23 protein-coding genes are annotated in these 24,517 nt (G+C 56.7%); 15 read left to right on the forward strand and 8 right to left on the reverse strand.

Annotation, left to right across the window (positions count from 1 at the left end; all coding sequences use genetic code 11):
• Nucleotides 1-158: 158 nt before the first annotated feature.
• From AABA21_RS28010 to AABA21_RS28025, 4 genes are all read right to left on the reverse strand, one after another.
• Entirely contained in the window at nt 159-1,208 is a 1,050-nt protein-coding gene (locus AABA21_RS28010; protein ID WP_338255307.1) for an N-acetyltransferase DgcN family protein, read from the reverse strand.
• A 214-nt stretch (nt 1,209-1,422) separates the two neighbouring features.
• The gene (locus AABA21_RS28015; RefSeq protein ID WP_338255309.1) at nt 1,423-2,856 is read right to left on the reverse strand and encodes a serine/threonine protein kinase; all 1,434 of its coding nucleotides are present in this window, start codon (nt 2,854-2,856) and stop codon (nt 1,423-1,425) included.
• Between the two features lie 15 nt (nt 2,857-2,871).
• Entirely contained in the window at nt 2,872-4,845 is a 1,974-nt protein-coding gene (locus AABA21_RS28020; protein ID WP_338255311.1) for a L,D-transpeptidase, read from the reverse strand.
• Between the two features lie 110 nt (nt 4,846-4,955).
• A complete protein-coding gene (locus AABA21_RS28025) occupies nt 4,956-5,924 on the reverse strand; it encodes a ferritin-like domain-containing protein (RefSeq protein ID WP_338255314.1) in 969 nt (322 codons plus the stop codon).
• A gap of 452 nt (nt 5,925-6,376) precedes the next feature.
• Here AABA21_RS28025 and AABA21_RS28030 point away from each other — a divergent pair, with 452 nt between their 5' ends.
• The 10 genes from AABA21_RS28030 (at nt 6,377) to AABA21_RS28075 (ending at nt 15,914) form a co-directional block, all read left to right on the forward strand.
• Nucleotides 6,377-7,264, forward strand: coding sequence for a DUF4397 domain-containing protein (locus tag AABA21_RS28030; protein WP_338255316.1), 888 nt, complete (start codon nt 6,377-6,379; stop codon nt 7,262-7,264).
• Nucleotides 7,265-7,292: 28 nt separating this feature from the next.
• Nucleotides 7,293-7,928, forward strand: a complete 636-nt coding sequence (locus AABA21_RS28035) for an RNA polymerase sigma factor (RefSeq protein WP_338255318.1) — start codon at nt 7,293-7,295, stop codon at nt 7,926-7,928.
• Nucleotides 7,918-8,133 carry a hypothetical protein gene (locus tag AABA21_RS28040; RefSeq protein WP_338255319.1) on the forward strand — a complete coding sequence of 72 codons (216 nt, stop codon included), beginning with the start codon at nt 7,918-7,920 and terminating at the stop codon, nt 8,131-8,133. The genes AABA21_RS28035 and AABA21_RS28040 overlap by 11 nt, the downstream gene beginning before the upstream one ends.
• Nucleotides 8,114-8,965, forward strand: a complete 852-nt coding sequence (locus AABA21_RS28045; protein WP_338255321.1) for an anti-sigma factor — start codon at nt 8,114-8,116, stop codon at nt 8,963-8,965. Before AABA21_RS28040 ends, AABA21_RS28045 begins: the two co-directional genes overlap by 20 nt.
• Before the next feature lie 532 nt (nt 8,966-9,497).
• Nucleotides 9,498-9,917: a hypothetical protein gene (locus AABA21_RS28050; RefSeq protein ID WP_338255324.1), complete on the forward strand. Its 420-nt coding sequence runs from the start codon at nt 9,498-9,500 to the stop codon at nt 9,915-9,917.
• 19 nt (nt 9,918-9,936) lie between these two features.
• A complete protein-coding gene (locus AABA21_RS28055) occupies nt 9,937-10,650 on the forward strand; it encodes a glycosyltransferase family 2 protein (protein WP_338258483.1) in 714 nt (237 codons plus the stop codon).
• Nucleotides 10,643-11,329 (forward strand): TIGR04282 family arsenosugar biosynthesis glycosyltransferase, encoded by a 687-nt coding sequence (locus AABA21_RS28060; RefSeq protein WP_338255326.1) that lies wholly within the window; start codon nt 10,643-10,645, stop codon nt 11,327-11,329. Before AABA21_RS28055 ends, AABA21_RS28060 begins: the two co-directional genes overlap by 8 nt.
• Entirely contained in the window at nt 11,326-12,330 is a 1,005-nt protein-coding gene (locus tag AABA21_RS28065; RefSeq protein WP_338255327.1) for a radical SAM protein, read from the forward strand. The genes AABA21_RS28060 and AABA21_RS28065 overlap by 4 nt, the downstream gene beginning before the upstream one ends.
• A gap of 1 nt (nt 12,331) precedes the next feature.
• Nucleotides 12,332-13,807 (forward strand): glycosyltransferase 87 family protein, encoded by a 1,476-nt coding sequence (locus tag AABA21_RS28070; protein WP_338255329.1) that lies wholly within the window; start codon nt 12,332-12,334, stop codon nt 13,805-13,807.
• A gap of 466 nt (nt 13,808-14,273) precedes the next feature.
• Entirely contained in the window at nt 14,274-15,914 is a 1,641-nt protein-coding gene (locus AABA21_RS28075) for a molybdopterin-dependent oxidoreductase (RefSeq protein WP_338255330.1), read from the forward strand.
• Nucleotides 15,915-15,982: 68 nt separating this feature from the next.
• On the opposite strand, the gene AABA21_RS28080 is transcribed toward AABA21_RS28075, so the two are convergent.
• Both AABA21_RS28080 and AABA21_RS28085 read right to left on the reverse strand, forming a co-directional pair.
• Nucleotides 15,983-16,315, reverse strand: a complete 333-nt coding sequence (locus tag AABA21_RS28080) for a hypothetical protein (protein WP_338255331.1) — start codon at nt 16,313-16,315, stop codon at nt 15,983-15,985.
• A gap of 236 nt (nt 16,316-16,551) precedes the next feature.
• The gene (locus tag AABA21_RS28085; RefSeq protein ID WP_338255333.1) at nt 16,552-17,193 is read right to left on the reverse strand and encodes a TetR/AcrR family transcriptional regulator; all 642 of its coding nucleotides are present in this window, start codon (nt 17,191-17,193) and stop codon (nt 16,552-16,554) included.
• Between the two features lie 227 nt (nt 17,194-17,420).
• Here AABA21_RS28085 and AABA21_RS28090 point away from each other — a divergent pair, with 227 nt between their 5' ends.
• The 3 genes from AABA21_RS28090 (at nt 17,421) to AABA21_RS28100 (ending at nt 19,194) form a co-directional block, all read left to right on the forward strand.
• The gene (locus AABA21_RS28090; RefSeq protein ID WP_338255334.1) at nt 17,421-17,756 is read left to right on the forward strand and encodes a hypothetical protein; all 336 of its coding nucleotides are present in this window, start codon (nt 17,421-17,423) and stop codon (nt 17,754-17,756) included.
• 308 nt (nt 17,757-18,064) lie between these two features.
• Nucleotides 18,065-18,529, forward strand: a complete 465-nt coding sequence (locus AABA21_RS28095) for a hypothetical protein (protein ID WP_338255335.1) — start codon at nt 18,065-18,067, stop codon at nt 18,527-18,529.
• Between the two features lie 41 nt (nt 18,530-18,570).
• Entirely contained in the window at nt 18,571-19,194 is a 624-nt protein-coding gene (locus AABA21_RS28100; protein ID WP_338258485.1) for a molybdenum cofactor guanylyltransferase, read from the forward strand.
• Between the two features lie 48 nt (nt 19,195-19,242).
• Here AABA21_RS28100 and fni read toward each other — a convergent pair whose 3' ends face one another.
• Together fni and purB are read right to left on the reverse strand one after the other, a co-directional pair.
• A complete protein-coding gene (gene fni / locus AABA21_RS28105; RefSeq protein WP_338255336.1) occupies nt 19,243-20,406 on the reverse strand; it encodes a type 2 isopentenyl-diphosphate Delta-isomerase in 1,164 nt (387 codons plus the stop codon).
• Between the two features lie 229 nt (nt 20,407-20,635).
• A complete protein-coding gene (gene purB, locus AABA21_RS28110) occupies nt 20,636-21,949 on the reverse strand; it encodes an adenylosuccinate lyase (RefSeq protein WP_338255337.1) in 1,314 nt (437 codons plus the stop codon).
• 764 nt (nt 21,950-22,713) lie between these two features.
• Here purB and rpmE point away from each other — a divergent pair.
• Both rpmE and AABA21_RS28120 read left to right on the forward strand, forming a co-directional pair.
• Nucleotides 22,714-22,920, forward strand: a complete 207-nt coding sequence (rpmE, locus tag AABA21_RS28115; RefSeq protein WP_338255339.1) for a 50S ribosomal protein L31 — start codon at nt 22,714-22,716, stop codon at nt 22,918-22,920.
• Nucleotides 22,921-23,018: 98 nt separating this feature from the next.
• Nucleotides 23,019-24,503 carry an MGDG synthase family glycosyltransferase gene (locus AABA21_RS28120; RefSeq protein WP_338255341.1) on the forward strand — a complete coding sequence of 495 codons (1,485 nt, stop codon included), beginning with the start codon at nt 23,019-23,021 and terminating at the stop codon, nt 24,501-24,503.
• Nucleotides 24,504-24,517 lie beyond the last annotated feature (14 nt).

Raw genomic sequence — 24,517 nt, forward strand, 5'->3', positions numbered from 1 at the left:
CTGCTAGAAAGCGCCAGAAGCCCTGAAGCTTCTGGCGCTTTCTATGTACGCGTGGGGGTACGCGATAGCCTCCGCACGGGCGGCCGCACTGGTTTATATATTAGTGCAGCCGGGGCGCCGTTGCGCCCCGGCTGCACTAATATATAAAAAAATTGAGGTCAGGCGAAGTTTTGCTGAAGGGCGTCCATGAGTGGAGCGACCCCGTAGCGGAGGGGGTCGGTGACCGGGAGGCCCGTTTCGTTGTTGATCTGCGCGATGGCGGCGCGGGCATCTTCTTCGTTGAGGTGGTTGGTGATCAGGGAGATGCCTACTACTTTGCTGCGGCGCTCGGGACGCAGCCAGCTGACGGCGTCTTCATTGATTTCGATTAGACGATTCAGGGACGGGAAGAGGCAGCGCTCGTAGCCGTCGATGGCGGTCTGCCCCGCTTTGTGGCAGAAGATCATGGCGTCCGGCATCGAGCCGTGCAGCAGGCTCAAGGTGACCGGCGAGTAGCCAGGATGGTTGAGGGCGCCCTGTCCCTCGACGAAGACCCAGTCGTGCTGGTTGCTGAGATCGAGTACCTGCTCCTCAACCAGGCCGGCGGCGAAATCGCTGATCAGCCGATCGACCGGCAGGCCGTTATTGGCGATCATCATGCCGGTCTGTCCGGTGGCCAGAAAGGCGCTGGAGAGGCCGCGCTTCTGCGCCTCCGCGTTGAGATCGAGGGCCGTCGACATCTTGCCGGAGCCGCAATCAGAGCCGACCAGCAGGATGGTGTGGCTGCCCTCGCGATGCGGCGTAAAATCGGCCACGCGTGCCTTCTCGGGCGGGCGGCGCACATCCCAGATCGCCACACCATTGCTGGCGGCGGCACTGCGCAACTGCTCATCGTCGGAAACAAAGGCGTGCAGGCCGCTGACGATATTCAGCTTATGCTCGATGGCCGTTTGCAATTGCCAGCGCCACTCCTCGGGCAGGGCGCCGCCACGGGGTGCGATGCCGATCAGCAGCGTATCCGGCTGATACTGCAGGGCCTCATTGATATCTTTAACCACGGGAATCCCCTTGCCAACCGGGCCCTGGAGAGCCTGGGCCGCATCCATGCCAGCGTGCGTGCTATCGATGACGGCAACCGTCGTGTCGGGCGAATAACGGATGACGCCCACCGCTGTTTTGGCGGCATGCCAGCGAAAGGCCCCCTCGGCAAGAATGGCAATTCTACGCATTATGTTGTACCTCTGCAACTTCTATTGGCGAAACCTACACCAAAAATCAGATATATTCCTGGCTCTATTATATCGTTTGCTGTCCAATGCATGAGGATGGCCGCCCTTCGGGCGGTGGGAGAGGGAAGGGAGATTGGTGGGGGACGCCCCCACGCCCCCGGCAAGAGGGCCTCGCCGGCTCTCCTGCACCTCCTGCTTTATCATAGGCCCGAAATTATGGGGTTGGGGACAGACTCCAGAGTCCGTAGTTGCCGACGCATTGACCGGCCCCGTCCTGGTTGCAGTAATCACCGACCAGGTTCCCATCCGAGCGTACAACGCCTTCGAAGAAGAGGGGCGGCTGCTGGGCGGAAGCTGAGATGGTAATTAAGATATGGTTGGATGCATCCACCACACCGGTGAAGTTACCGGCCCTGTTTATGCCGGTGAAGTGTCCGCTGATCTGTTGCTGCTGCTGCTGAACGTTGGTCAGGGTCATCGTGCCGGTGGCCTGTTTGGAGAGATTGCTCAGGGTTCCCCGGTAGGCTGTGGTCAGATGGGGATAGGGTGCGGTCGCGCTGGCTGTCGCGGTTGGATGTGGCTTCGCCGCTGTATGCGTACTCTGCGCGGCGACGGTTGGATGGACAGACTGTGGTGATTGAAAGGCATTCGCCATTGAGCCAACCGCCAGGATGATACCGAGCAGTAAGATGACTGCCGAAACGGTGGTCAGTTGTATGATGCGACGGCGACGTTGCTTCCGTGCCGCCTGAACGGTTCCGGGAGTCTTTTTTCTGCCCGTTGTTGCTTCAGGGGTCTGGCTGATGGCCGACCAGAAATCTTCGACGCTGTCGAAGCGCTCCTCCATGCTAATCTCCATGGCACGTTCGAGCGCCTGTGAAACGTGTGGGGGGATCTCGGGCACGAGGGTATGCGCCGGTTTCAGTGGATCGATGCGCTTGCTGACAATGGTGGCGGCGCGCTCAAAAGCATCCACCGGCAGAGATCCGGTGAGCAGGCAGTAGCAGGTGGCGGCCAGCGCGTAGATATCCGTATGAACATCGGTGCTCAGGTTGCCATACTGTTCCGGCGCACCATAACCGGGCGTGCAGTGGCGCAGGGCGCTAGTGGTAGCGTCAACTTCAAACTCCTTGGCTATGCCAAAATCGATCAGGACCGCCCGCTGCTGATGCGTCATAATGATGATATTGGATGGTTTGATATCGCGATGAATAATAGCCGGTTGCTGATGGTGCAGGTAGATGGTGGCGTCGATGATCGGCTGCATGAGCCGCAAAACCTCGTCGAGGGTGAAGCGCTGATCTGGCTGCTGGCGGCGCAGGGTTTCCAGATTAGATCCCTCGATGTATTCCATGACCAGGAAACTGGATTGCTGCTCTTCGTCTTCATACACATCGTAGATACGCGGGAGTGAGAGGTGCTTGAGCTTCTTGAGCACGCGGCCCTCAAAGGCAAAATGCCTCTGCTCCTGCCGGTTGTCGGTATGCAACTCTTTCAAGGCCACATAGTTGTCTTCTTCACTGTTTTCTTTTGCAAGATCACGTGCCAGGTAGACAATACTTGAGCCGCCATTGCCCAATACACGTTCTATTTCGTAGCGTTCTCGCAGGGTCGTACCGGCTACGAGTGGCCTGGATGATGCTATCATAGAAAAATGCCCCTTTTAATAAATGACGATGGTCGTTTGCCAGTTTGTATGATTATAGATCCAGGCCATATCGTTTACCGTCAGGTTAACGCAGCCATGGCTCCCATCATAGTTATAAGGTGTATTTCCGCTACTGTCTTGATGGGGATATTGGGCACCGGCCCCGAAGGTGGCGCGCCAGTAGGCATCATGAATGAAGTCTCCCCCATAATGATATAGGATAGCATATTGAATGGGTGTCGGGGCAAACCAGAATGGCGAATTTCTGGGCTCTTTAGAGACAAAAACGGTCGGCGACTTGCGATCCAGCACCGGCCATACACCGGGTAAGGATGGACGCAGCGGACTGCCAGTTACAACCTGGAATGCTCGCTGCAGACGACCATTCTGATACAGACGCATAGACTGCTCTGCAAGCGAGATCATCAAGACCTGCTTATGCGTCAGCTTGTAGTGGTTCAGAGCCTGTATATCAGTGGCGTGTGCCTGATTATAAGGTGTCTGGCTCTGGCTGTCGCTTTCCAGCAGACGCAGGTTAAAGAGCGCATTCTGAACCTCAAGAGTGACGGCGTGGAAATCATTTTCGGATGAAGCGCTGGCCAGGTCGGCATCGATAACAGAGCCAATGCCCTGCGCCATGTATTCTGAGTCGGGTGCATAGTCTTTGCCATCGAACGTATCATGATACATATGGTTCTGGCCCCAGCTATTGACCTCTTGATGGAAGCTGGCGACCACTGTATGCGCTTCACCGCTGGCGAGCGATCGCTGCATTGAAGCGATGTCGCTATCGATATGCTGCAAGGCGGTAAAGCGTGTCCCATCGGTCTGGGCGCGGGCGACCTGCGTCGTGTCAGCCTGCAGGGCTTTCTGGTACAGGGTCGTATCTTGCTTATAATGTTTGAGTGTATTGATTTGTTGCGTAAAGAGCTGCAATTTGGCCTGGCTGACCGCTGGATAATTCTGCAAGGCAGCATTGATGATGCTCTGATAGTGCATGGTCAGCCGGGTATGCAACTGCTGGACGGCCAGGGGTGTGCTGGCGTTATTAAAGTTATCGGTGTCTTGTTGGTATTGTTTTTGCAGATCGCCGGTATTGAGCTGTGCCTGTTGCATGGCTTTCAGGGTACTATGCATGGTGGCCAGCTGGGTAGCCATGGTCTCCAGCGTGTTTAATGCACCGGTCGAGCTATGGGCGTCCTGAATGATGGCCAGATAATCATTGGGATCTCTGGCCGCCTCCAACTGTAATTGATCTGCGCTGAAACGTTGGGAGAAAGCGCCACTGCCGCCGATCGGTTGCATATTGATGCGGCTGACGATCACCTGAAAGTTTTGCATATCCTGTTGCGCCTGCTTTTGCAGCTGCTGGGTCGCGGCGGTAATCGTCCCAGGAATCTGCTGTTGCAGACTGGCGTAGCGGGCGGCCTGCGCGTTATAGACAGGGGCGGGCTGCAGATAGAAAGAGGGCGAAAACCAGGGTAGCGCGCTAGCGATCTGCTCTTCTTTTTGCCGTAAAGGGGCGAGGTATGTCTCGGGTACGCCGATGGATTGCGCGTGGGCTATCTGCTGATCAAGCTGTGCTTTCTTTTGTTGAGGACCCTGCAGGTAGCGTGGATCATGGATATTCTGGAATGCCTCATAGCTCAGCAGGAATGCGATCATGATAAAGAGAATCACGCTGGTTGTGCTAAGGATGTGGTTTGCATCGTTTTTCTTCCTGGCTAGCTTGACGGACGCAGAGATCTGTTCCGGTAGCTGTTTGTCAGCAGAGACTGGTTCTGTCTGTGCGTTGGTTGCCAGGGCCTGCTCTTGTTTGATGGCAGCCGCCCGGGCATACAACTGTGCCATCTGGTGCGCGCTACGCCTGACCGTCTTATCTGGATCGGAGACGCGCCGGGTGGCATCGGTGTCTACGGAGTCCACGCTGTGCCGTTGATCCTCATTCTCCGCTGTACCCGGCTTTGCTTGAGACGTTCTATATCCCATGAGCATATCCTCAAAAAGGAGTGCGATTGTCCTTGATCTGTGTTCCAGGAACCCCGCACCCCTGCGACATATCAGCTTGTTTTTTGTTGCTATATAGATAAAATGAGCGATTAACCGTTACCGACGACGGACGAGCTAACCGCGAACGGTTTGGTCTGTTCGAGACCGGCGACGTTGGTGCTGACCGCCTTATAGGTATAGCTATTGTCGCCTTTGGGGCTGAGATAGCCGGCCTTGGTGACCAGCGCTGGCGCATCGGCTACCGAACCCAGGTAGATCGGTGTAAAGGCCCAGTTATCGGCCGGTGATAGGCCGCCGATGGCGCGTCCGAGGGCGCGATGTTCCGCCTCGATACAGGCAACCTGGCCCGCGATCTGTGCCAGGTCTGGTCGACCCAGCTGCGCGAATTCTTTGATCGCAGCCAGGAAGGCCGAGTCAAAGACGCCCTCAAGTTGCTGCTGGGTATCGATAAAGGTCTTCAGATCTGTAAAGGTCTGAGGGCCATGGGGGAAGCTAAAGGTCTCGGTTAATGACTGGCCTCCATTAGCGGCAAAGAATTGCTGGTGAATCTGTTCTTCCGCCAGGGCTGCCTGCAGGTAGGTCAGGTTGTCCCCTTTCAGGCCCAGCTTATCGGCGTTAGACAATCCATTGCTATAGAAGGTGACGGCCAGTTGTTCGGCTGTGCGGGCGACCGTCAGGATCGTCACGATAGGATCCTGGGCGCTTTTATAATTGCTCAGGGTCTGATTTTTCTGCTGCAGACCCGCCTTGAGGCTGGCCTGGGTCTGGGCTTGCGTCTGGCGGGCCGCCGCGCTACTCAGCTCAGGCATAAAGGCCGCACCCAGGGCTGTAGCCGCCACGCCAGAGGCCGCGATAACGGCGCCTTTTTTAAAGAAGGCGCGTCGTGAGCCGGACGCTGCGAACGAAGCAATCAGGTTGTCTGTAGCCTGTTTCACCTTTGGATCATGCTTAAGCATGAAGCGATCATCGATCTGCGCGTGGCAGGCCTCACACTGCTGGCTGGTCAGGTTCAAGACATGACCACACTGTGGGCAGAAACGTGGATTATCGTGTGTCATAATACCCTCCCGAATGAGTCTCCACAGCCTGAACGGACACATTTTTAATTATTGGTAGTTCTGTTCGCGGGTATGATTAGCCAGGGATGGAAAGTGTAAGGTGATATCTCTGCATCGGATGGCGTAACGCTTAACCTGACAACCTGACCTGCGCACATAATACCCATAAGATCCCGTGTTGCTACCTGTAAGTGGCTGCATCAGGGATAACAGAGTTTTGGTGTACTGTCTCGACTCAATCTTTTCATCGAATAGCCGTTCAGACAGTACTACGGCAGGGTCTAAATTCTGGATTACATCTCTGCCTTTTTGCGAATTCGCTGCCCCCTTTTCTAGAAAGGGACTGCGAAATAGATCCAAATAATGAGTCTTAGCGTATTGCTCTGTAGCCAGGCGGCGTTTTCACGTGCTTGAGAACCTGAAACTCTGGCGATCGAGAGGAAATATGTGTTATGAAGAAGCCAATGTTCTTGCGCGAACAGGCAAGGTGGTGGCGTCTTTTCCTGGCTACCGGGCTGTGTGTCGTATTATTTGGCACCAGCATGCTGTCGGCCAGGCCTGTGGATGCGGCCGCCGCTCCTGCCTACGTACGCATTATTCATGCCTCACCGGATATTGGTATTGTTGATGTGTTTGTGGATGGCAAGAAGATATTGAGCGATTTTCAGTTTGCGACGGTGACAGATTATGTGCCGATCGCATCAGGCGCTCATAAGGTGCAGCTCGCCTTGATTGGAAAAGGCGTCGATGCCTCTATTATTACCCAGGAAATGTCTGTGCAGGCGGGTGTCCCGTATACTATTGCGGCGCTGGGTACCAAAAAGAGCGGGTTCTCTTTTACCTCTTTTGTGGATGACAACGTGATCGCGGGTAGCGGAGCCAAGGTGCGGGTATATCATCTTTCACCAGGAGTTGGTACGGCCAGTGTTTCATCTCAATCGAATACGCTCGTCAACCAGATCACTTATGCCTCGGCCAGTTCTTATATTCCATTATCCAGTGGTACGTACTCGGTAACGCTGAACGCTGATGCGCCAAAGGCCTCACTCTCGTCTCAGGTGACGTTAAAGCCGTGGTCGGTCTTGAGCATCTTCGCCGTTGGCCTGGTGCAAGGGAGTCCGCACTGGCGGCTGGTGGCGGCCCCACAGCAAGGTATGCCAGGTATGCCGCAGACCGGCGGTGATCCACATGCCGCACCTCAGACTTATCCGTTTTACTGGCAATGGGGCATCATGTTTATAACACTGGTTGGCTTGCTGCTCGGATGTACATATGCGCTCACTTATAAAAACATGCAAGCGGCTCCGCAGCCAGCAAGCAAGAAGAGCCGGCTACGCTAGCTGGAGAATATATTGAAAAAGGATAATTATGTGGGGTTTTAAACGAGCACAGACCGCACAGAATTCTAGCTCGGAGCTCCTGGTCCTGCATAGAAACGATTTAGAGGATGAAGTTGTGCTTCAGGCGATTACCTCTGGTGCTATGTGGGCGATGGAGCTTCTTTATGATCGTTATTCACGTATACTATATTCTTTCGCATACCGGATGGTTTCTGATCACCAGGTGGCGGAAGACCTGTTGCAGGAAGCGTTTATGGCGGTCTGGAAGCGTTCTGTAACATATTCTCGGCAGGCAGGGACGGTACGGAGCTGGCTCTTTTCTATCATGCATCATCGAGCCATAGATTATTTGCGTGCGGTGAAGCGGCGCTCGGTGCTGAACGAGGTGACCCTGGATGAAGCTGACCAGGATGAGCGCGTAGCCTTCTCCGATACCTGGGACGAGGTCTGGCGCTCGGTACAGAGTCACCAGGTGCGCGAGGCCCTGATGTCACTTTCAACAGAGCAGCGCATGGTCATTGAATTGGCCTATTTCCAGGGCTGGACGCATACAGAGATCGCGGAAGGGTGTAATCTGCCCCTGGGGACAGTCAAGGCTCGGATGCGGCTGGGCCTGCAGCATTTAAAGCGTTCCCTGGAAGGAATGGGCGTCAATGAACTATAATGCTGTCTTTGATCTAAGAATAAGGAGTGCCGCACGAGCAAAACCAGGCCGACTGGACATGAAAAACGCACACTGTTTACAATATGGCATGAAAATACATCTGCACATTGTTCCTGAAAGTAATCCGCTGAGCTTTTTCCGACGTAACACCAGAAAAGTAGTAGATGAGAATGGAGTAACCATGTATGACTTGCCAGGATTTTGAAGAGCTTTCAGGAGCTTATGTGCTGGGAGCGCTTACGCCAGAGGAAAAGAAAGCGATGGATGAACATCTGGCACAATGTCGTGATTGTGCCTCGAAGCTGACAGAATTGCAGGAGATTGCCAACCTGCTGCCACTTGCTTCTCAGGATGTCGAGCCAGCCGCTGACCTCAAGCAGCGCTTTTTCGCGCATCTCCAGCAGGAGCAGTTATCTACTACTGGCAGGCCATCACGGCAATCGGCAATCTTACCACTATCCGCGCGTGCCGCTGGCCGCCGTTCATCGGGTCAGATTGTGCGTGCCGCGCTGATCGCAGTGGCCGCGGTCTTCGTCTTCGCCGCCCTTGGTGGCATGGTGCTCTGGAACCTCTCTCTGCAACACCAGATCGCCGTCCTGTCGACCAATGTGGTGCAGGCAAACACCTATAAATTGCAGGGCACGGCAGGTGGATCCTCTTCTCAAGGTGAATTAACCTGTTATACCAGGCAGCAACTCTGTATCGTGGTGATGCATGGGCTTCCCCCGATATCGGGTAACCAGGTCTATCAGGGCTGGCTTCTCCAGGGGAAGCAGCCAACCAGCCTGGGACTATTTACTGTACGTAACGGGACCGCGACGCTCCCCTTTCAAGGTGGCACGCGCGGCTATGACGCGGTAGCCATCAGCCTGGAGCCTGGTCCGGCCGCGACTCCCCAGGCCCCTAAAGGACCGGTTGTCGCCCTGGGCATGTTGAGGGCACTAGCCCGCAACACATCGCTGGCCCGCGCCCAACAGGCTCTGGCGGACCCGCCAGAGATCTGGTATGGCACCTCTGGCTGGTTCATCGCCCGTTAACATGATCTCACGATCCTTCCCATGCTACCCGGATGGCTGTCGCTGACAGTCATCTTTTTGATAAAGCCCCTTTTCGCTGTTTTTCTTGTAAATATATCGTCCCCAAATCGTGAAAAGGGAAGGAAACGTGCGGTATAGTCCTGGACTATACCATCTTTGAGAGTCCATTGTGTGTTGGTGCATGGGGTGCATCTTTTCTGTTGTGTGTTGGTGCATGGGGGGCGCATCCGCGCCCCCCATGCACCAACACACAAAACCAGCGCGGCCGCGCAGCGGACGCGCGTGTGGGGACGCTCACGTGCCCCACAATGACGAAAGTAAATCACACACTCTTATAGTTACCAGAGAAGGAGGGCGTATGACGATGATTACTGATAGAGATGATCCATGGCCTTGTTGGTTGGATGATAAGTGCTGATCTGTAGTTCCTATGGAATACATCTGGTAGTAATGTTGACCGCTTGTTCGGTAAGCATCATCGCTAGCGTAAAAAACATAGGAAACTGTTCCTCTGGATGGATAGTTGAAAAAGATGAAGTTTGAGTCACCCTTAGAGCGCTATCTTTTTGATAAGTATATTTTAGATGTATGTATTGCTACCATTACGCAAGGTGGCGTGACCTCTAAACTGGATACCTATCAATTTGTATCACCTATCGAGGCCTGGGCCATCCCGAAATATCCAGATCAGACAGTTATCCTTCCTCCTAATGCGGACTTGCAGGCGGCTGTGAGGTCCTTTGTGGTTCAAAATGAATTGTATTTAAGGATGTCCGATTACTGGCTGGGAACCTGGATAGAACCCGAAACCCATAATTGTTACCTGGACATCACCAGTCTTTGTTTTTGCCTGGATGATGCGGTACAGCAGGCACGAGCCCTGAGCAGTAGCGCGCAACGCAAGATTGTGGCGCTCTACGATTTTAAACGAGGGCAGGCCATTTATATTTGAAAGGATGATTGGGATAGTGATGACGAACGAGGCGATTGCCCTGGTGATTCCAGCCTGGAACGAGGCGGATGCCTTGAAGCATCTGCTACCGGAGATTTCCAGGGACCTGGTGCGCTGGATTGTGGTAGTGGATAACAATAGTACGGATGCCACGGCCGCTGTGGCGCGTGCGGCCGGCGCGACCGTCGTGCTTGAGGAGCGGCGTGGCTATGGCCAGGCCTGCTGGCGTGGGTTTCAGACCGCGCGCGATCTGGGCGCGGAGGTCGTCGTATTCATAGATGGCGATGGCAGCGACAATCCCATCGATCTGCCCAGGATGGTCGAGCCCATCCTGTCCAACCGGGCCGACCTTGTCATCGGCTCGCGTGTCGGCCCGCAATCCGAGTCCGGCGCGGTCCCTGCGCAGGCACGCCTGGGCAACTGGTTGATCAGTCGCCTGGTGAGCAGGATATACAGGGTCAGTGTACACGACATCGGCTCTTTCCGGGCGGTACGCATCGAAAAGCTGGAGCAGCTCAAGATGCAGGAGATGACCTTTGGCTGGCCGGTTGAGATGCTGGTGAAGGCCGCCAGGGCCCGCTTCCGCATCGTGGAGATTGATCTGCACTACCGGCGCCGCAGCCATGGCCAATCCAAGGTGGCCGGTACGGTCAGCGGGAGCATGCGCGCGGCCTACGCTATGTTGAGTACAATGGCGCGCTATGCCCGTAAAAAGGACCTGAACTATGTCTGATACCGCGCTGGCCATTCTGGCGCGCTATCCCGAGCTGGGCCAGGGGAAGACGCGCCTCGCCCAGGGATTGGGTGCTGAGTTGACGCTGGAGCTGTACCGGGCGTTCTTGCGGGACCTGGCCTGCCGCTTTATGGGCTGGCAGTACGATGTCATCTGGGCCTATACGCCGGTCGAAAAGGATTTTGTCTCTTGCGTACGTTTGCTGATCGCGCGGCCCGCCGCGCAGGTGCGGACCGTGCCGCAGCGGGGTCCCGATCTGGGCGCGCGCCTGCATAACGTCTTTCAGGAGACCGCGCGCGCCGGCTTCGCATATACCGTTTTGATCAGCTCGGATTCGCCGCAGGTGAGCCGGGAGATCATCGAACGGGCTCGCCGCGCTCTGGATGACGCAGATGTCGCGCTCGGACCCGCCGAGGACGGCGGCTACTATCTGATCGCCATGCGTGATCCTCACGATGTCTTTAGCGCTATCCCGATGAGCACCGACGTGGTGCTGGACATGACGATCGACAAGGCTCGACAGCAGGGCCTGCGCGTCCAGCTACTGGACACACTATTTGATATTGATACCAGGTCGGATCTGCAGCGCCTGGCGGACCTGTTGCGAGCTGATGCTACGCTTGCCCCCGCTACCGCTGCCTGCCTGAATGAGATAGATAAAAGGGGTTTTCTTTCATGACTACATCAACCGTCGCCACACTTCCTCGCTCCATCTATATCGAGCCAACCAGCCGCTGTAACGAGTTCTGTCAGCAGTGTCCACGTACGTTCCTGTCGCGTGAAGAGGATCGCGACCTGCCGTTCGATGATTTCTGCCGTATCGTCGATCAGTTTCCAGTGCTCGATCGCGTGGTGCTGCATGGCCTGGGGGAGCCGCTGCTGAACAAGGATCTGCCAAAGATGGTGCGCTACCTCAAGGATCGCGGCACCTATGTGCTCTTCAACTCCAACGGCATCGCCCTGACCGAGGCGCGCGGTCAGGCGTTGATCGATGCGGGCCTCGACGAGTATCGCCTGTCCATGGATGGCTCGACCCGCGAGACGTATGCCCATGTGCGTGGCGTGGATGCTTTCGATAAGATCTGGCGCAACGTGAGCGCGTTCGTCAAGCTGCAGCAGGCGCAGGATGCCAGCAAGCCGGCGGTCTCGCTCTGGTTTACGGCCATGCGCGAGAACCTGCCAGAACTGCCCGGACTGGTTGAAAAGGCCTATGAGAACGGCATCCGCGAGATCTATCTGCAGCGCCTGGTCTATTTTGAACAGGGGCTGGCGGCTTCGAAGCAGGCTCTGTTCCATCGCGCGCTGCCCGAGGAACTGGCCATTATTCGCCAGACGCAGGAGCTGTGCCAGGAGCGCGGTATCCGCTTCAAAGCGGCCGGCGCGGCTTCCCCGGTGGAAAGCGTCGTGCGCGACTTCGGTGAGCGTCCCTGGTCGGGCTGCCAGCGTCCCTACACCCTGACCTATATCACCTCCAGCGGCAATGTGCTCTCCTGCTGCTTCGCCCCCTTCGGCCATCGCAGCGCCAAAGAGTACCGGGAGGAGCGCGTGCTGGGCAACGTCTTCCAGGAATCCATCGAGCAGATCTGGCATGGTGAGCGCTATAACCAGTTCCGCAACGCCTTCGAGAGCGATCATCCCGCGCGACATTGCGCGCAGTGTGGTGTGAACTGGAGCTACTAGCATGCCAACTCTGGAACAACTGTCGCCTCCAGTTCATCAGGGCCATGTCTCCTCCTCGTTTGGGGAGACATGGCGCCTGCCGCTGCTATGCCTGCTGCTGCTCATCGCCATCGTCTACAATACCTTCTTCGCCCTCAATGCTCCGCTGCCGGATACCAACGAGAATCCGCTGCTGGTAGCGGAGCTAATCAGCTATCTCCCTTACCTCCTGGCTTGCGTCCTGGTCTTAAGCACCAGGGCGCCCGAGGGACGCAAGCGCTGGCTGGAACTGGGCATTATCCTGCTGGGTGCTGTGGTCTTGCGCGCCCAACTACTGGGGATTCAGCCCAACCTTTCACGCGACTCCTGGCGCTATCTCTGGGACGCGCGTGTAACGCTGCATGGCTTCAGTCCCTATACCTATGCCCCTAACCATCCATTGCTGCTTCACCTGCGTAACATGCTGTATGAGAATAGCCGCTTTCGCAATGTTCCGACCATCTATCCGCCGGGCGCGCAGGGCTTCTACCTGCTCAGCTACCTGTTGGTGCCAGATAACCTGCCCTTTCTCAAAGCCCTCTTTAGCCTGTGCGAGATGGTATCGACGGGGCTGCTGGCCCTGCTGCTGCAGCGCAAAGGATTCGACCCCGCGCGCTGCTTAATCTATGGTTGGTGTCCCGTAGCTATCGTGGAGGCGGCGCTGCAGGGCCATGTTGATGCTCTGATGGTCATGTTTATCATGCTGACCCTGGTCTGCTCGCAGGGCACGTGGCGTGGTGCCCGCGCCGTGACCGGACTCTGCCTGGCGCTGGCGACCCTGACCAAACTCTATCCCATCCTTCTGCTAGTGGTTGTCTGGCGTGGGCGCCGCGACTGGTGGCTGCTAATCACCTGTCTGTTGACGATCGCGCTTTCTTATATTCCTTACTTGATCCTGGGACATGGTCAGATCTTTGGTTTCTTTGCCAGCTATGCCAGTGAAGTGGGATCTATGAATGGCGGGCCGCTGGCCCTGTTTATGTACAGGCTGAGCAAACAGACCGGGTGGCCACTGCAGGTGACCTATGCTGTGGATCTGCTGCTGGTCTGCTCGGTCTCGCTGTGGATTGGGATCAGGCGCCTGCAGGAGCGCATCAGCTTGGAAGCCTCGGTGCTTATCCTGTTCTGCGTCATCTTCCTGATCTCGTCGCATGTCTTCCCCTGGTACACCACTGTCCTGCTGCCCCCGGTCGCCATGATGGTCGGCGCACCCTGGACGCGTGCCAGTGGATGGAGCGGGAGAGCCCTGGCCTGCATCGGACTCTGGTACTTTGTATGCGCCTCCATCTTCTCCTACTTTTTCGGGACCTCGCTGAACTGGAACCTGTACTATACCTATGTCTATGGTGTAACCGCCGTGTTCCTGTTGCTCGCGCTGCTCCTGGGGATGAGAAACTGGCGTATTGATCGCCGGACCCGGTCAGCAAGCCAGGGCGGGCCTCAATACATTCAACTTTAGAGCATGTAAGAAGAAACACGACCACAGTACGTGTGGGGCTTGCCCCCGCTTTGTAGCTCCAAAGCGATCAAAGACGGTTGCATGCGATGCTGAGCATCATTCTTGTTGCTTTTTCGAGGGGCGAGGAAAGAAGTAGGGGCAAGCCCCGCACGTACTGTGGTCTTTTCTCGCTTTGCACGCTATTAAATTGAATGATTGAGGGCAAATCTGACACCTACTCTTCACGCACACCCATGCCCACCAAACGCGAGGGCTGGGGAAACGAATGTGCGATGCATGTTCATGCGGCGAGGAGAAATCGGCCGCGAGGGCCGAACCTACGTCAGGGGTTGGGGAGGTGTAAAAATTTGGGCGATGTGACGTGACAGAGATGGACGTCGTGATTGATTACTGATAGGCCTGCGGTTTTCTATCGGGCGTAAAAGATAGCAGCCATTTCATGTTCACAAAAGGAAAAGGTATCATCATGTCTAATGTCAAGTCCAGGCAGATAAAGAGCGAGGAGGTGCCCGCCAGACCTCCTCGACAAGGCTTTTCACCGGGCCGGACGGTGCTATTCTCAGCCGTGTGGGCCCTGGTCGCAGGCGTGGCCGCGAGTCTGTGTGCTACGCTGGTGATGGGTCTGTTGCGCCTGCTGGCGGGAATCCCGACGCCGGTCGAGATGTTTGGCGATTATGTTTTAAAGCACATTAATGTTGATCAGTTTATTCGGCTATTGATGACGTATGGTCCCAACGCGAAAACGGCTCCCTTGGGACAGGCGCTGCTGGCGATGATCGCGATTGGGACCGCGCTGGGCTGGCTCTATGCGTTGCTGGTGTGGATCAAGCTTCCGGCGCGTGGTTATCGGCCCGCCCGGCGCGAGTGGCTGGTGGCCCTGGCGTTTGCGCTGCTGATGACTCTGGCCGGCGTCATTCTCTTCTGGAAAGAACTGCCTCAGAACTTCCTGGGCTGGCCGTTTGATATGGCGCGCATCCTGAGCATTGTGGGGATGCTCTGTGATTTTGGCGTCTACGGCGTGGTACTCTGCCTGGGATATCGCGCGCTGTTGCCTAAATATCCCGCCCCCAACAGTGATCGTGTGGTGGCGCGTCGGCGTCAGTTGCTGGCGCGCAGCGGCGTGGTGGCCCTGGGCGTCGGAGCCGGTCTGGGCACGTTCGGTTCCATCCAGAAATTCCTGGACAACTATACCGCCTATGACGGCATAAAGACCTCTTTCCCCAACCACACCGACTATCCGATCACGCCCAATAATGATCATTATGTGGTGACGCAGAATCCGGTTGATCCCTCGGTCGACATCAACCTCTGGCGCCTGGAGGTCGGTGGCCTGGTCAACAAACTGGGGACATACACGTATGAGGAGCTTCAGAAGCTGCCCTCGACAGCGCGGGCGATCACCCTTGAGTGCATCGCCAATGGACCCGGCGGACACCTGATGGGCAACGCGGTCTGGCATGGCGTGCCCCTGCGTACGCTGATCGAGCAGCAGGGTGGTACACAGCCAGGGGCGAAGTATATCGCCTTCTATTGTGCCGACGGTTACAATACTAGCCTGCCACTGCAAGAGGTGCTGGAGGCCGATCCACTGCTGGCCTGGAACATGAATGGGGTCGATCTGCCCAAACGCCATGGCTATCCCCTGCGCGTCCTGATTCCGGGTCGCTATGGCGAGGAGAATCCCAAGTGGCTGACGCGCATCGAATTCGTCGGCGACTTCGTGCAGGGTCTCTATTCCAGTCAAGGCTGGTACAACGGCGTTTTGCGCACGACGAGCCGCTTCAACCAGCCATTCACGGGCAATGTGTTTCAGGTTGGTCAGCAGGTACCGATGGTGGGCATCGCCTTCGCGGGCAATCGTGGCATTCAGCGCGTCGAGGTCAGTGACGATGGCGGCACGACCTGGAAAGAGGCGAAGCTCGATCCCGCGTTCTCAAAGGACAGCTGGGTCTTCTGGCGTATGGACTGGCGGCCCACCAGGGCTGGCACCTACACCCTGGCCGTACGGGCCACCGATGGTACCGGCGAAGTACAGACCGGCCGCAAGCAGAACACCGTCCCCAACGGTTCCACCGGTTACCACATCGTCACCGTCACCGCCAAATAGGTTCTGACCTCGCGTCCGATTACACGCCCGCAGAGGAACGACGATCGGGTACATGGTCATGTACCCGATCATTCGCGGTGGGGCGAGGAATAATCGGACGCGAGGTCAGAACCTATGGGAGGGATGGTCCGAACCTGCGGGGTGTACGGTTCGATGGTGGTGACGTCGATGGTGGTGTCGGGTGCGGGCTGATGCTTGCGCTTGCGCTGCAGCTCGCGCCACAGCCCGGCGAGCTGCTCTTTTTTGCCTAGCACGCGTACCTCCAGGCCGGTCTTTTTGTCGGTGGCGCTCGATGCGAGCCAGACCACGCGTTCGGCTGGGACGGCGGGTGGATTGCCCCAGAGGCGGATAATGGTACTCAGGGCGCTCAGCTTTTTCTCGTAGCCCTGGATGGCATCCACGTGCCGCAGCAGGTGGGTGTCGACCAGTCCCGGATTGAAGGCATGTACCTTTGAACTAGATCACGGCGGTAAAGAGCACGCTGAAGGCGATGCCAAGATAGAGCGCGAACAGATTGCGCCGGGAGGCGGTTGGCTTCCCCGTGGTGGCCGCTGTTTCATTCAATGTAGACATGCGCATACTCCGATAAGATTAGCGTTTCAAGCGTTCTGGTGGCATAACCTGGTCAGTCAGTCAGTCAAGACGTGAGCCCATGTAGCACAAAATCGATCACGACATCTACGAGCTCGTTCTTGCTGCTGGTGAGATAGTTGGCGGGCAGATTTTCGATGCCCTCTATCAGCGAGAGAAACATGCCCGCGTAGGTAACGCTGCGCTGGCGCTTCTCTGGATTGTCGGCGAGCGCCTGCTGGATCGGTCTGGTCAGTGGCTGCAGCAGCGCATCACGCACGATGACGCGCAGCGTATCGGCCGACTCCTCACTGATGGCGGGCATATCCGACTGCATCATACGCCCCAGGTGCATGTGAGGCTGAGCCACCATCCAGCGCGCGGCCGCCCTGAGCTGCTGCCGCCAATCGCTACCGGCGTCCCTCAGCACCTGCTCAAGCTGCGTCTGGTAGCCGCGCATGCGCCGCTCGACCACCGCCACGTACAGCTCCTCTTTCCCGTTCGGAAAATGATAATAGAGCGAGGCGTGGCGCATACCCAGTGATGCCCCGATATCGCGCAGCGAAACCGCCTGGTAGCCATGGGTGGCGAACAGCTGATCAGCCATCTCTAACACCCGCTCGCGCGCCGCCACCTGGGCCGAGTGCGGACCGGATTTCTCAGATCTATTAACGGCACAACTCCTTGCTATACTGATCTCTTCTCTCATTATTTCTACCTACCGGTTGGTAGGTAAGCAAACTCACTGTATCTCCCAGTGGTCCTTGTTGTCAGGGAGGTCAGGTTGAGATCTGGTTAAGATTACAAAAAATGATGCGGTAAATTACTCCTACCATTGCAGCATAGCGAGCACAAAGATAGAAAGAGTCCGATAGAATGCGTAAAGGGGAGCAGAAATGTTGTTTCTCCATTATCTGCACAGAAGGAGTACATATAATGTTGACGCGTTCAAAAGTGACGCTGGGTATCTTTGTGGTCACCGTTATCGTCCTGGTCGCAGTGGCATTCTGGATGGGCCGTTCAATGAACCTCTCCGCCTCTACCACCGCGCCCGCCACCAATAGTGGAAGCCCAGCCGCCACGGCCCCCGCGACCAATAATGGAAGTCCAGCCGCTACCGCGCCCGCGACCAATAATGGAAGTCCAGCCGCTACCGCGCCCGCGACCACCGGCGGCGGCCCGGTAACGCCATCCACCCCAACCGGTACCACGCAACCCACCATCAACGTTACACCCCCGGTCATCACCAGCCCCCACAAATCGCATTGGTAAATAAATTCGGGGGGAATGCACGTATCAAAAACCGAAACGCCCCTTAAATGGACGCATATGTAGGTGCGCTCCTTGCGGGCGCTTGGCCGCTTGTGGCCCCCGCTCCCGGCCGGTTCGGCTCCTCGTAAACGACACCTCGCCCCACGTGGGCCGGCGGAGATCCACGAGGAACGTGATCTCAGGGGTACGAAGGCCGCAAGCGACCAAGCGCCCGCAAGGGGCGCACCTACTAGACGACATGGGGGGTTACATGCTATTATTGGTGGCAATTATACTGTGTGGATACCTGAAGAAGGGAGTTGTGCTGTATGGGCATCAACTTGTTTCAATGGCTTTTTACCGATCCGGTTCAGGCGGGATCAAATGGGAATCTACCCGGGGCGGAGCCTTTCCATTTCTTGTGGCCATGGCTTATTTTTTGTCTGGCTGGCCTCTTAGTCACATTCTATTATTCCGTTGAGGGCCGCAAACGGTTTGTGAAGAATAAGCCCGTGCTCAAGTATATGTTTGATCGCTATCTGGGCTGGTTCGCGGTTATTTGTTTTATTGGTTTGCCTTTGATCGGTGCGCGCGTGCTGCTGGATGGCTACTTCTTTGCCTGGCGTTTCTGGCGCTATCTCTGGCTCCTGTCACTGGTCGTCTGGGCGGTTACATGGGTTGTCTACATGGTGCGTAAGTATCCCGCTGATAAGGCGAACTACGCGGCGTACCAGCGCAGACAGCAGTACATCCCCAAAGGCAGCAAGCGCAAAGTACGTTCTGCGTCGCGCTAAGCGCCGCTATTTTTTCGCGTCAGGTTTTCGCGTTGGGTATGATGTCTGAGCGTTGTGAAGCGTTATCAATCACAGGAATAATTCTCGCCGGCGGGCAAAGCTCACGCATGGGCCGTGATAAAGCCCTGTTGCCTGTTCCCGGCGAGCCTGCCTTAACGTTTGTGACCCACCTGGCCTGCCTGCTGGCCGATCACTGCCAGGAGACCCTGCTGGTCGCTCGTGACCAGTACCAGGCGCAGGCCTACCAGCCGCATCTACCTTCTTCAATTCAGGTGTTTACCGACCAGGTTGCCAACATTGGCCCATTAATGGGACTCTACAGCGGCCTGAGCGCTATCCATACCTCGCATGCGTTGGTTGCGGCCGTCGACATGCCGTTTCTGCAACCGGCGCTGCTCAACTTTCTCTTTTCGCAGGCCCAACCCGACACGGTAACCATGCCACGCGTGGCCGGTCAGGAGCAGGTCTTGCTGGCTGTCTACCCACGTGCCATCCTGCCCCTGATCGAACAACGCCTGCGGGAGGGACGCCGCGATCCCCGTTCGCTGCTGCAACTGGCCCGCGTGCATCTCCTGGAAGAAGAGCAGCTGCAAGCAGTCGATCCCCAGCTGCGCTCCTTCATCAATATCAACACCCCCGAAGAATTTTCGCGCTACCAACCATAAATCCGAAGCCGGGGCAAGCCCGGTTGAGGATGCCCCCGGCATCCTCGCCTACGACGGCGATGATGGCGAGGATGACAAGGCCGATTTTTGGAGGCGGCGCCAGCGTCGCTGCGCCATGGCTTTCAAATCTTCTTCGAAGCCACGCAGAGTCAGCCATTCGCGCGTGGCACCGGTGACTACGATATCGGTGGCGCGTAGCTGCGATAGATTGGCGGCCCCACCCAGTTGCATGGCGACCTTCAGTTCGGATACGATCCCCTCGATGACCTCGCAGACCCGCTCATAGCTTTCGCTGGCCGCTTTCAGGAAAGGAAATCCGATCCCGACCATGGTGGCGCCCAGCGCGAGGGCGCGCGCGGCATCCAGTCCGTTGCGTACGCCGCCGGTGGAGATCAATGGTAAGCGCGCGGTACCAGCCTCGACGACCGCGATGGGGGTCGGGATACCCCAGTCACGGTAGAGCTGTCCGATATTCATGGTGCGCGCGTCGCCCCGCGATTGCGAGCGGGCGGCCTCTATGGCCGACATGCTGCTGCCACCGGCTCCCCCGACGTCGATCGCTGAGACACCGCAGGAGCGCAGTAAGAGGGCCTGTTCCCGGCTAACGCCCGCCCCGGTCTCCTTGGCGATCACCGGCCGATCGATGTGCTGGATCAGTTGTTTGAGGGCCGCAGCCTCTCCCACGGCATTGCGATCTCCCTCGGGCTGGGCCGCTTCCTGCAGACTATTCATGTGGACCGCCAGGGCGTTGGCCTGGATCATTTCGATGGCGCGCCGCACCTGCTCCAGCGTGAATGGCGGATGGCCCGCCTGCTGAATCAACTGCGGCGCGCCGATATTGGCGATCAGAAAGGCGTTGGGCGCGTTCTCACGCGTAATCGTATAGCTGGCGGCCAGCTCGGGATTCAGGATGGCGGCGCGCTGACTGCCCACGCCCAGGGCCAATCCATAGCGCTCGGCGGCGCGGGCCAGGTTGCGATTAATATTGATTACATCAGGATGTCCACCGGTGAGCGAAGACATAAAGATGGGATAACGGAGGGTGTGGCCTAGAAAGCTGGTGGTCAGATCGACCTGGTCCAGGTCAACCTCTGGTAGAGCCTGGTGTACCAACTGGATATCGCTCCAATTGGCTCGCTGTGGGGCTGAGACATCGCGTTCGAGCGCGATGTTGACATGCTCTATCTTTCGCTGTTTAACTTCGTCCGCCATAAATGTAACGGTCCTTTCTAAATCTCTAGTAGTGTGACGACCGCCGGCTGAACATAAGGTACAGTTTTGTATACGTATGAGAGCTACGTTCCTTGTGGCTGAATGGAAGGACGAAGTGCTGCCGCGCATGCGCGGCAGCACTGATTTTTATGTTGGTGCACCAGGGGCACGTTCGCGCCCCTGGTGCACCAACATAAAAATCAGACTGACGTTTACGGAAAAGAGCGTATCAGGATAGGCCGATACGTTTGAAGGAAGTATCTACATATTTGGTGTAGTAGTCGGTATTGGTGAGCTCGTTCAGTTCCTCGCGGTTCAGGTAACCTGAGACCTCGGAATCTTCGCTGAGCGCCTCGACAAGGGCCGCGCCGGTGATGGCGCCCTGGCTGGTCATAGCCCATACCTTCTTAGCGTTGCGCTGCACCATTTTGTACGCCTCCTGGCGTCCCACTCCCTTGTCGATTAGGGCCAGCAGGATGCGCTGCGAGAAGACCAGGCCGCCGGTCATGTTGAGGTTGGCCAGCATGCGCTCGGCGTCCACTTGCAGTCCGCTGATCACATTGGTGAAGATGTGCAGCATGTAGTCCAGCAGGGTGCAGGCATCGGGAATAATGATGCGCTCGGTGGAGGAATGGCTGATGTCGCGCTCATGCCAGAGAGCCACGTTCTCCATGGCGGTCACGGCGTAGCCGCGCAGCAAGCGGGCCAGTCCACAGATGCGCTCGCACAGCTCGGGATTGCGCTTATGAGGCATGGCGGAAGAGCCTTGCTGGCCAGAGCCAAAGGGCTCAAAGGCCTCGCTCAGCTCGGTGCGCTGCAGGTGGCGGATCTCCTGGGCCATCTTCTCCAGCGAGCTACCGATGAGGGCCAGCGTTGTCATAAAGTGGGCATGCCGATCGCGCTGCACGATCTGATTTGAGATCGGAGCCACCCCCAGCCCCATCTGTGCGCAGACATACTCCTCGATCTGTGGTGGGACCGAGGCGTGGGTCCCAACCGGACCCGAGATCTTGCCGACCGTCACCTGCTCGATCGCCGCGGCCAGCCGCGTCTGATGGCGGCGCAGCTCATCGACCCACAGAGCCAGTTTCAGACCGAAGGTCATCGGCTCCGCGTGGATGCCGTGGGAGCGGCCGGTAATCAACGTATACTTATGCTCAACGGCCGCCTTCGCCACCGCGTCCGTCAACCCCTGCAGTCCCTGTGTCAGGACAGCCCCCGCCTCCTTCAACTGAGCGGCCAGACCCGTATCCAGCACATCCGAAGAGGTCATCCCCAGGTGGATGAAGCGACCCTCGGGTCCCAACTGCTCCTGAATAGAACGCAGGAACGAAATCACATCATGATGCGTCTCCTGCTCAATCTCTTGCATACGCTGCGCATTATACTGAGCCTTACGAATTTTCTCAATGGCCTCCTGTGGAATGACCCCCTCACGGGCCCAGCCCTCGCAGGCCAGCAACTCCACCTGCAGCCACTTATCCGTCTTATGTTTAGCTGACCAGATCGCAGCCATCTCTGGTCTTGAATAACGTTCGATCATAAAATAATAGTTTCCCCTGTATGCTAACATCAAAGCAAAACGACTGATTTCCGCACATAACCACGCCCCACACGCTCACAAATAAAAGCATGTGCCATATGCTCCGCATGGGTGGGATATCAGTACCATATCCTGCTGTAGTTTACCACACACACATTGAACCATCCATCACCGCCCCTTCTTTTTCATATATTCTACACCCGGGCATAAATCAGCAACACAATGTGTTCTATATAATAGAAAGAAACAAAGAGAGAAATGGGATTCAGGGGCAAGCCCCCGGCCCCCCACACCCGACCTTCGGGCAGGAGGGGAGAGGGAGGAGGTAGGGGCACAGCCCCCACGCCCCCAGTCAAGGGGCTAGCCGCCCCTTGCATCCCCGCTTTGCGAGAGGATGTGGGGGTCCAGAGGGCTGGCGAGGCCCCAAAGCGGGGGGCGGGTGTCCCCCGAGCACCCTTTTCTCTTATCCGCCGTAGGCGGCAAAGCAGGAAGAGCGGGGGTCCAGGGGCCGGCGAGGCCTCCTGGCGGGGTATTAGGGGTGCCCCCTAAAATCTTTCCTCTTATCCGCCGCCGCAGGCGGCAAAAAACATGGAAAAGCCAGCATGGCGAACAGGACATCTTGACGAAGATGACCCTTGCATGTACAATCATGCTTGCATTGCTATGAGCTTTTTGAAGGGTGTACGCGGTGAGGGAGGCAGTGGAACTTCAAAAAAGGGCCTTCCAAGCAACGAAAACCATAAGTGTAATATCCAGGAGATACAATGAAATCAGGAATCCATCCTAACTATGTTGAATCCACAGTGCAGTGCGCCTGTGGCAACAGCTTCAAGACAATGAGTACAAAGCCTGTACTAAAGGTTGACGTGTGCTCGAAGTGCCATCCATTCTTTACCGGTCAGCAGCGTATTCTTGACTCGGCTGGTCGTGTTGAGCGCTTCCGCAGACGCTTCAACCTGAGTGATGAGTAATTCTTTAACAGGTTGTAGTCGTATAGGGATAAAGGCATGTTTCCATTAGCCTTTATCCCTATTTCACTATGAGTCCCTTTTAGCAAACCTGTAGGGGGGTGAGTCAACTGAGTGATACAACACAAAGAACCATTCTTTTCCTGATCGCCGACACGGGCGCTGGCCACCGTAGCGCGGCCAACGCCATCAGTAACGCGCTTCGCCTGATCTCACAGCGCGAACAGGAAGAGTGGAACGCACAAAAGCCAGTGGCAGTGCACGCATCCAGTGCCACTCCACAGCGGTCCCCGGTCTCAACCGCCGAGAATGAGCTACCCCCTCCAACTTATCGTATCGAGATTGTCGATGTGTTTGAGGAATATAGCCGTTTCCCGTTGCGTGAGGCGGTGAAGCTCTACGGACCAACCATTCGCTACAATCCCAAATTGTTTGGAGAGGTCTTCCATCGCAGTAACCGCGAAGGTACCGTGATGGCGATGACATCTCTGGCCACGCCTCTTATCTTTAACGGCCTGCTGAAGCTATTCACGACCATTCAACCCGATGTGGTCGTTTCCATCCATCCCATCATCAACTTCGTCACGATTCGCGCCCTCAAACAGCTCGGCTTGCAGATCCCCTTTATCACGGTCGTGACTGACTTGATTAGTGTGCATTTCTCATGGTTTGCGCCAGGCGCCGATGCCTATATCGTACCGACAGAGCAGGCAAAGCAATTGTACTTAAAGCGCAAACTGGATCCCGAACGCGTGCATATGTTGGGAATGCCAATCGATCCCAAGTATACGCGCGAGGTGGCCTCAAAGGAAGACTTACGAAAGAAATTTGGCCTGACCCAGGATCTTCCTGTGGTCTTGCTGGTGGGCGGCGGCGATGGTGCTGGCGGCTTGCACGCGGCGGTTCGCGCGATCTCACAGGCTCGGCTGCCCGTGCAGCTACTGGTTGTCACGGGTCGCAACAAAAAGCTCTATGCCCAACTACAGCGGACGCGGTCACGTCTGCACGTGTCTGCTCACATCTTTGGCTTCGTCAACAACATGCCTGAACTGATGCACGCCTCGGATGTCATTATCACCAAGGCTGGCCCCGGCACGATCTGCGAAGCCCTGGCCTGCAATCTCCCCATCATTCTCAGCGGATACGTTCCGGGACAGGAGGAAGGCAACATCGATTATGTGGTGCACAACGACGTTGGCGTGCTGGCCCTGGACTCGCGTACCCTGACCGATGAACTGCGGCGCCTGATCAAGCCTGGCTCGCCCGAGTTGCGGCGCAGGCTGGCGAACGCGCGCAAACTCAGCCGACCCGCCTCTTCATTCGCGATCGGCGAGGAGATCCTCAGTTTCCTGCCTGAACGTGGCCAACCCGGCGTCTGGCAGAGACAGGATGGTCAACCCGTTCACTATCGGATGTCCGGACGCATTCAATCAGCGATCCGTATTCGTCGCTTACATAATCACCTGCCGAAGACCATTGCGAAAAATTCTGTGATACGTCGCTTCTCGAAGACGCAGGATATTTCGGGTGAGATGCCTGAGCAGACGAAGCGGCTATCGCGTCGTAATATAAAAGATCGGATCTAAGGAAGCGAAAGGAT

It is taken from the genome of Dictyobacter halimunensis (assembly GCF_036245075.1).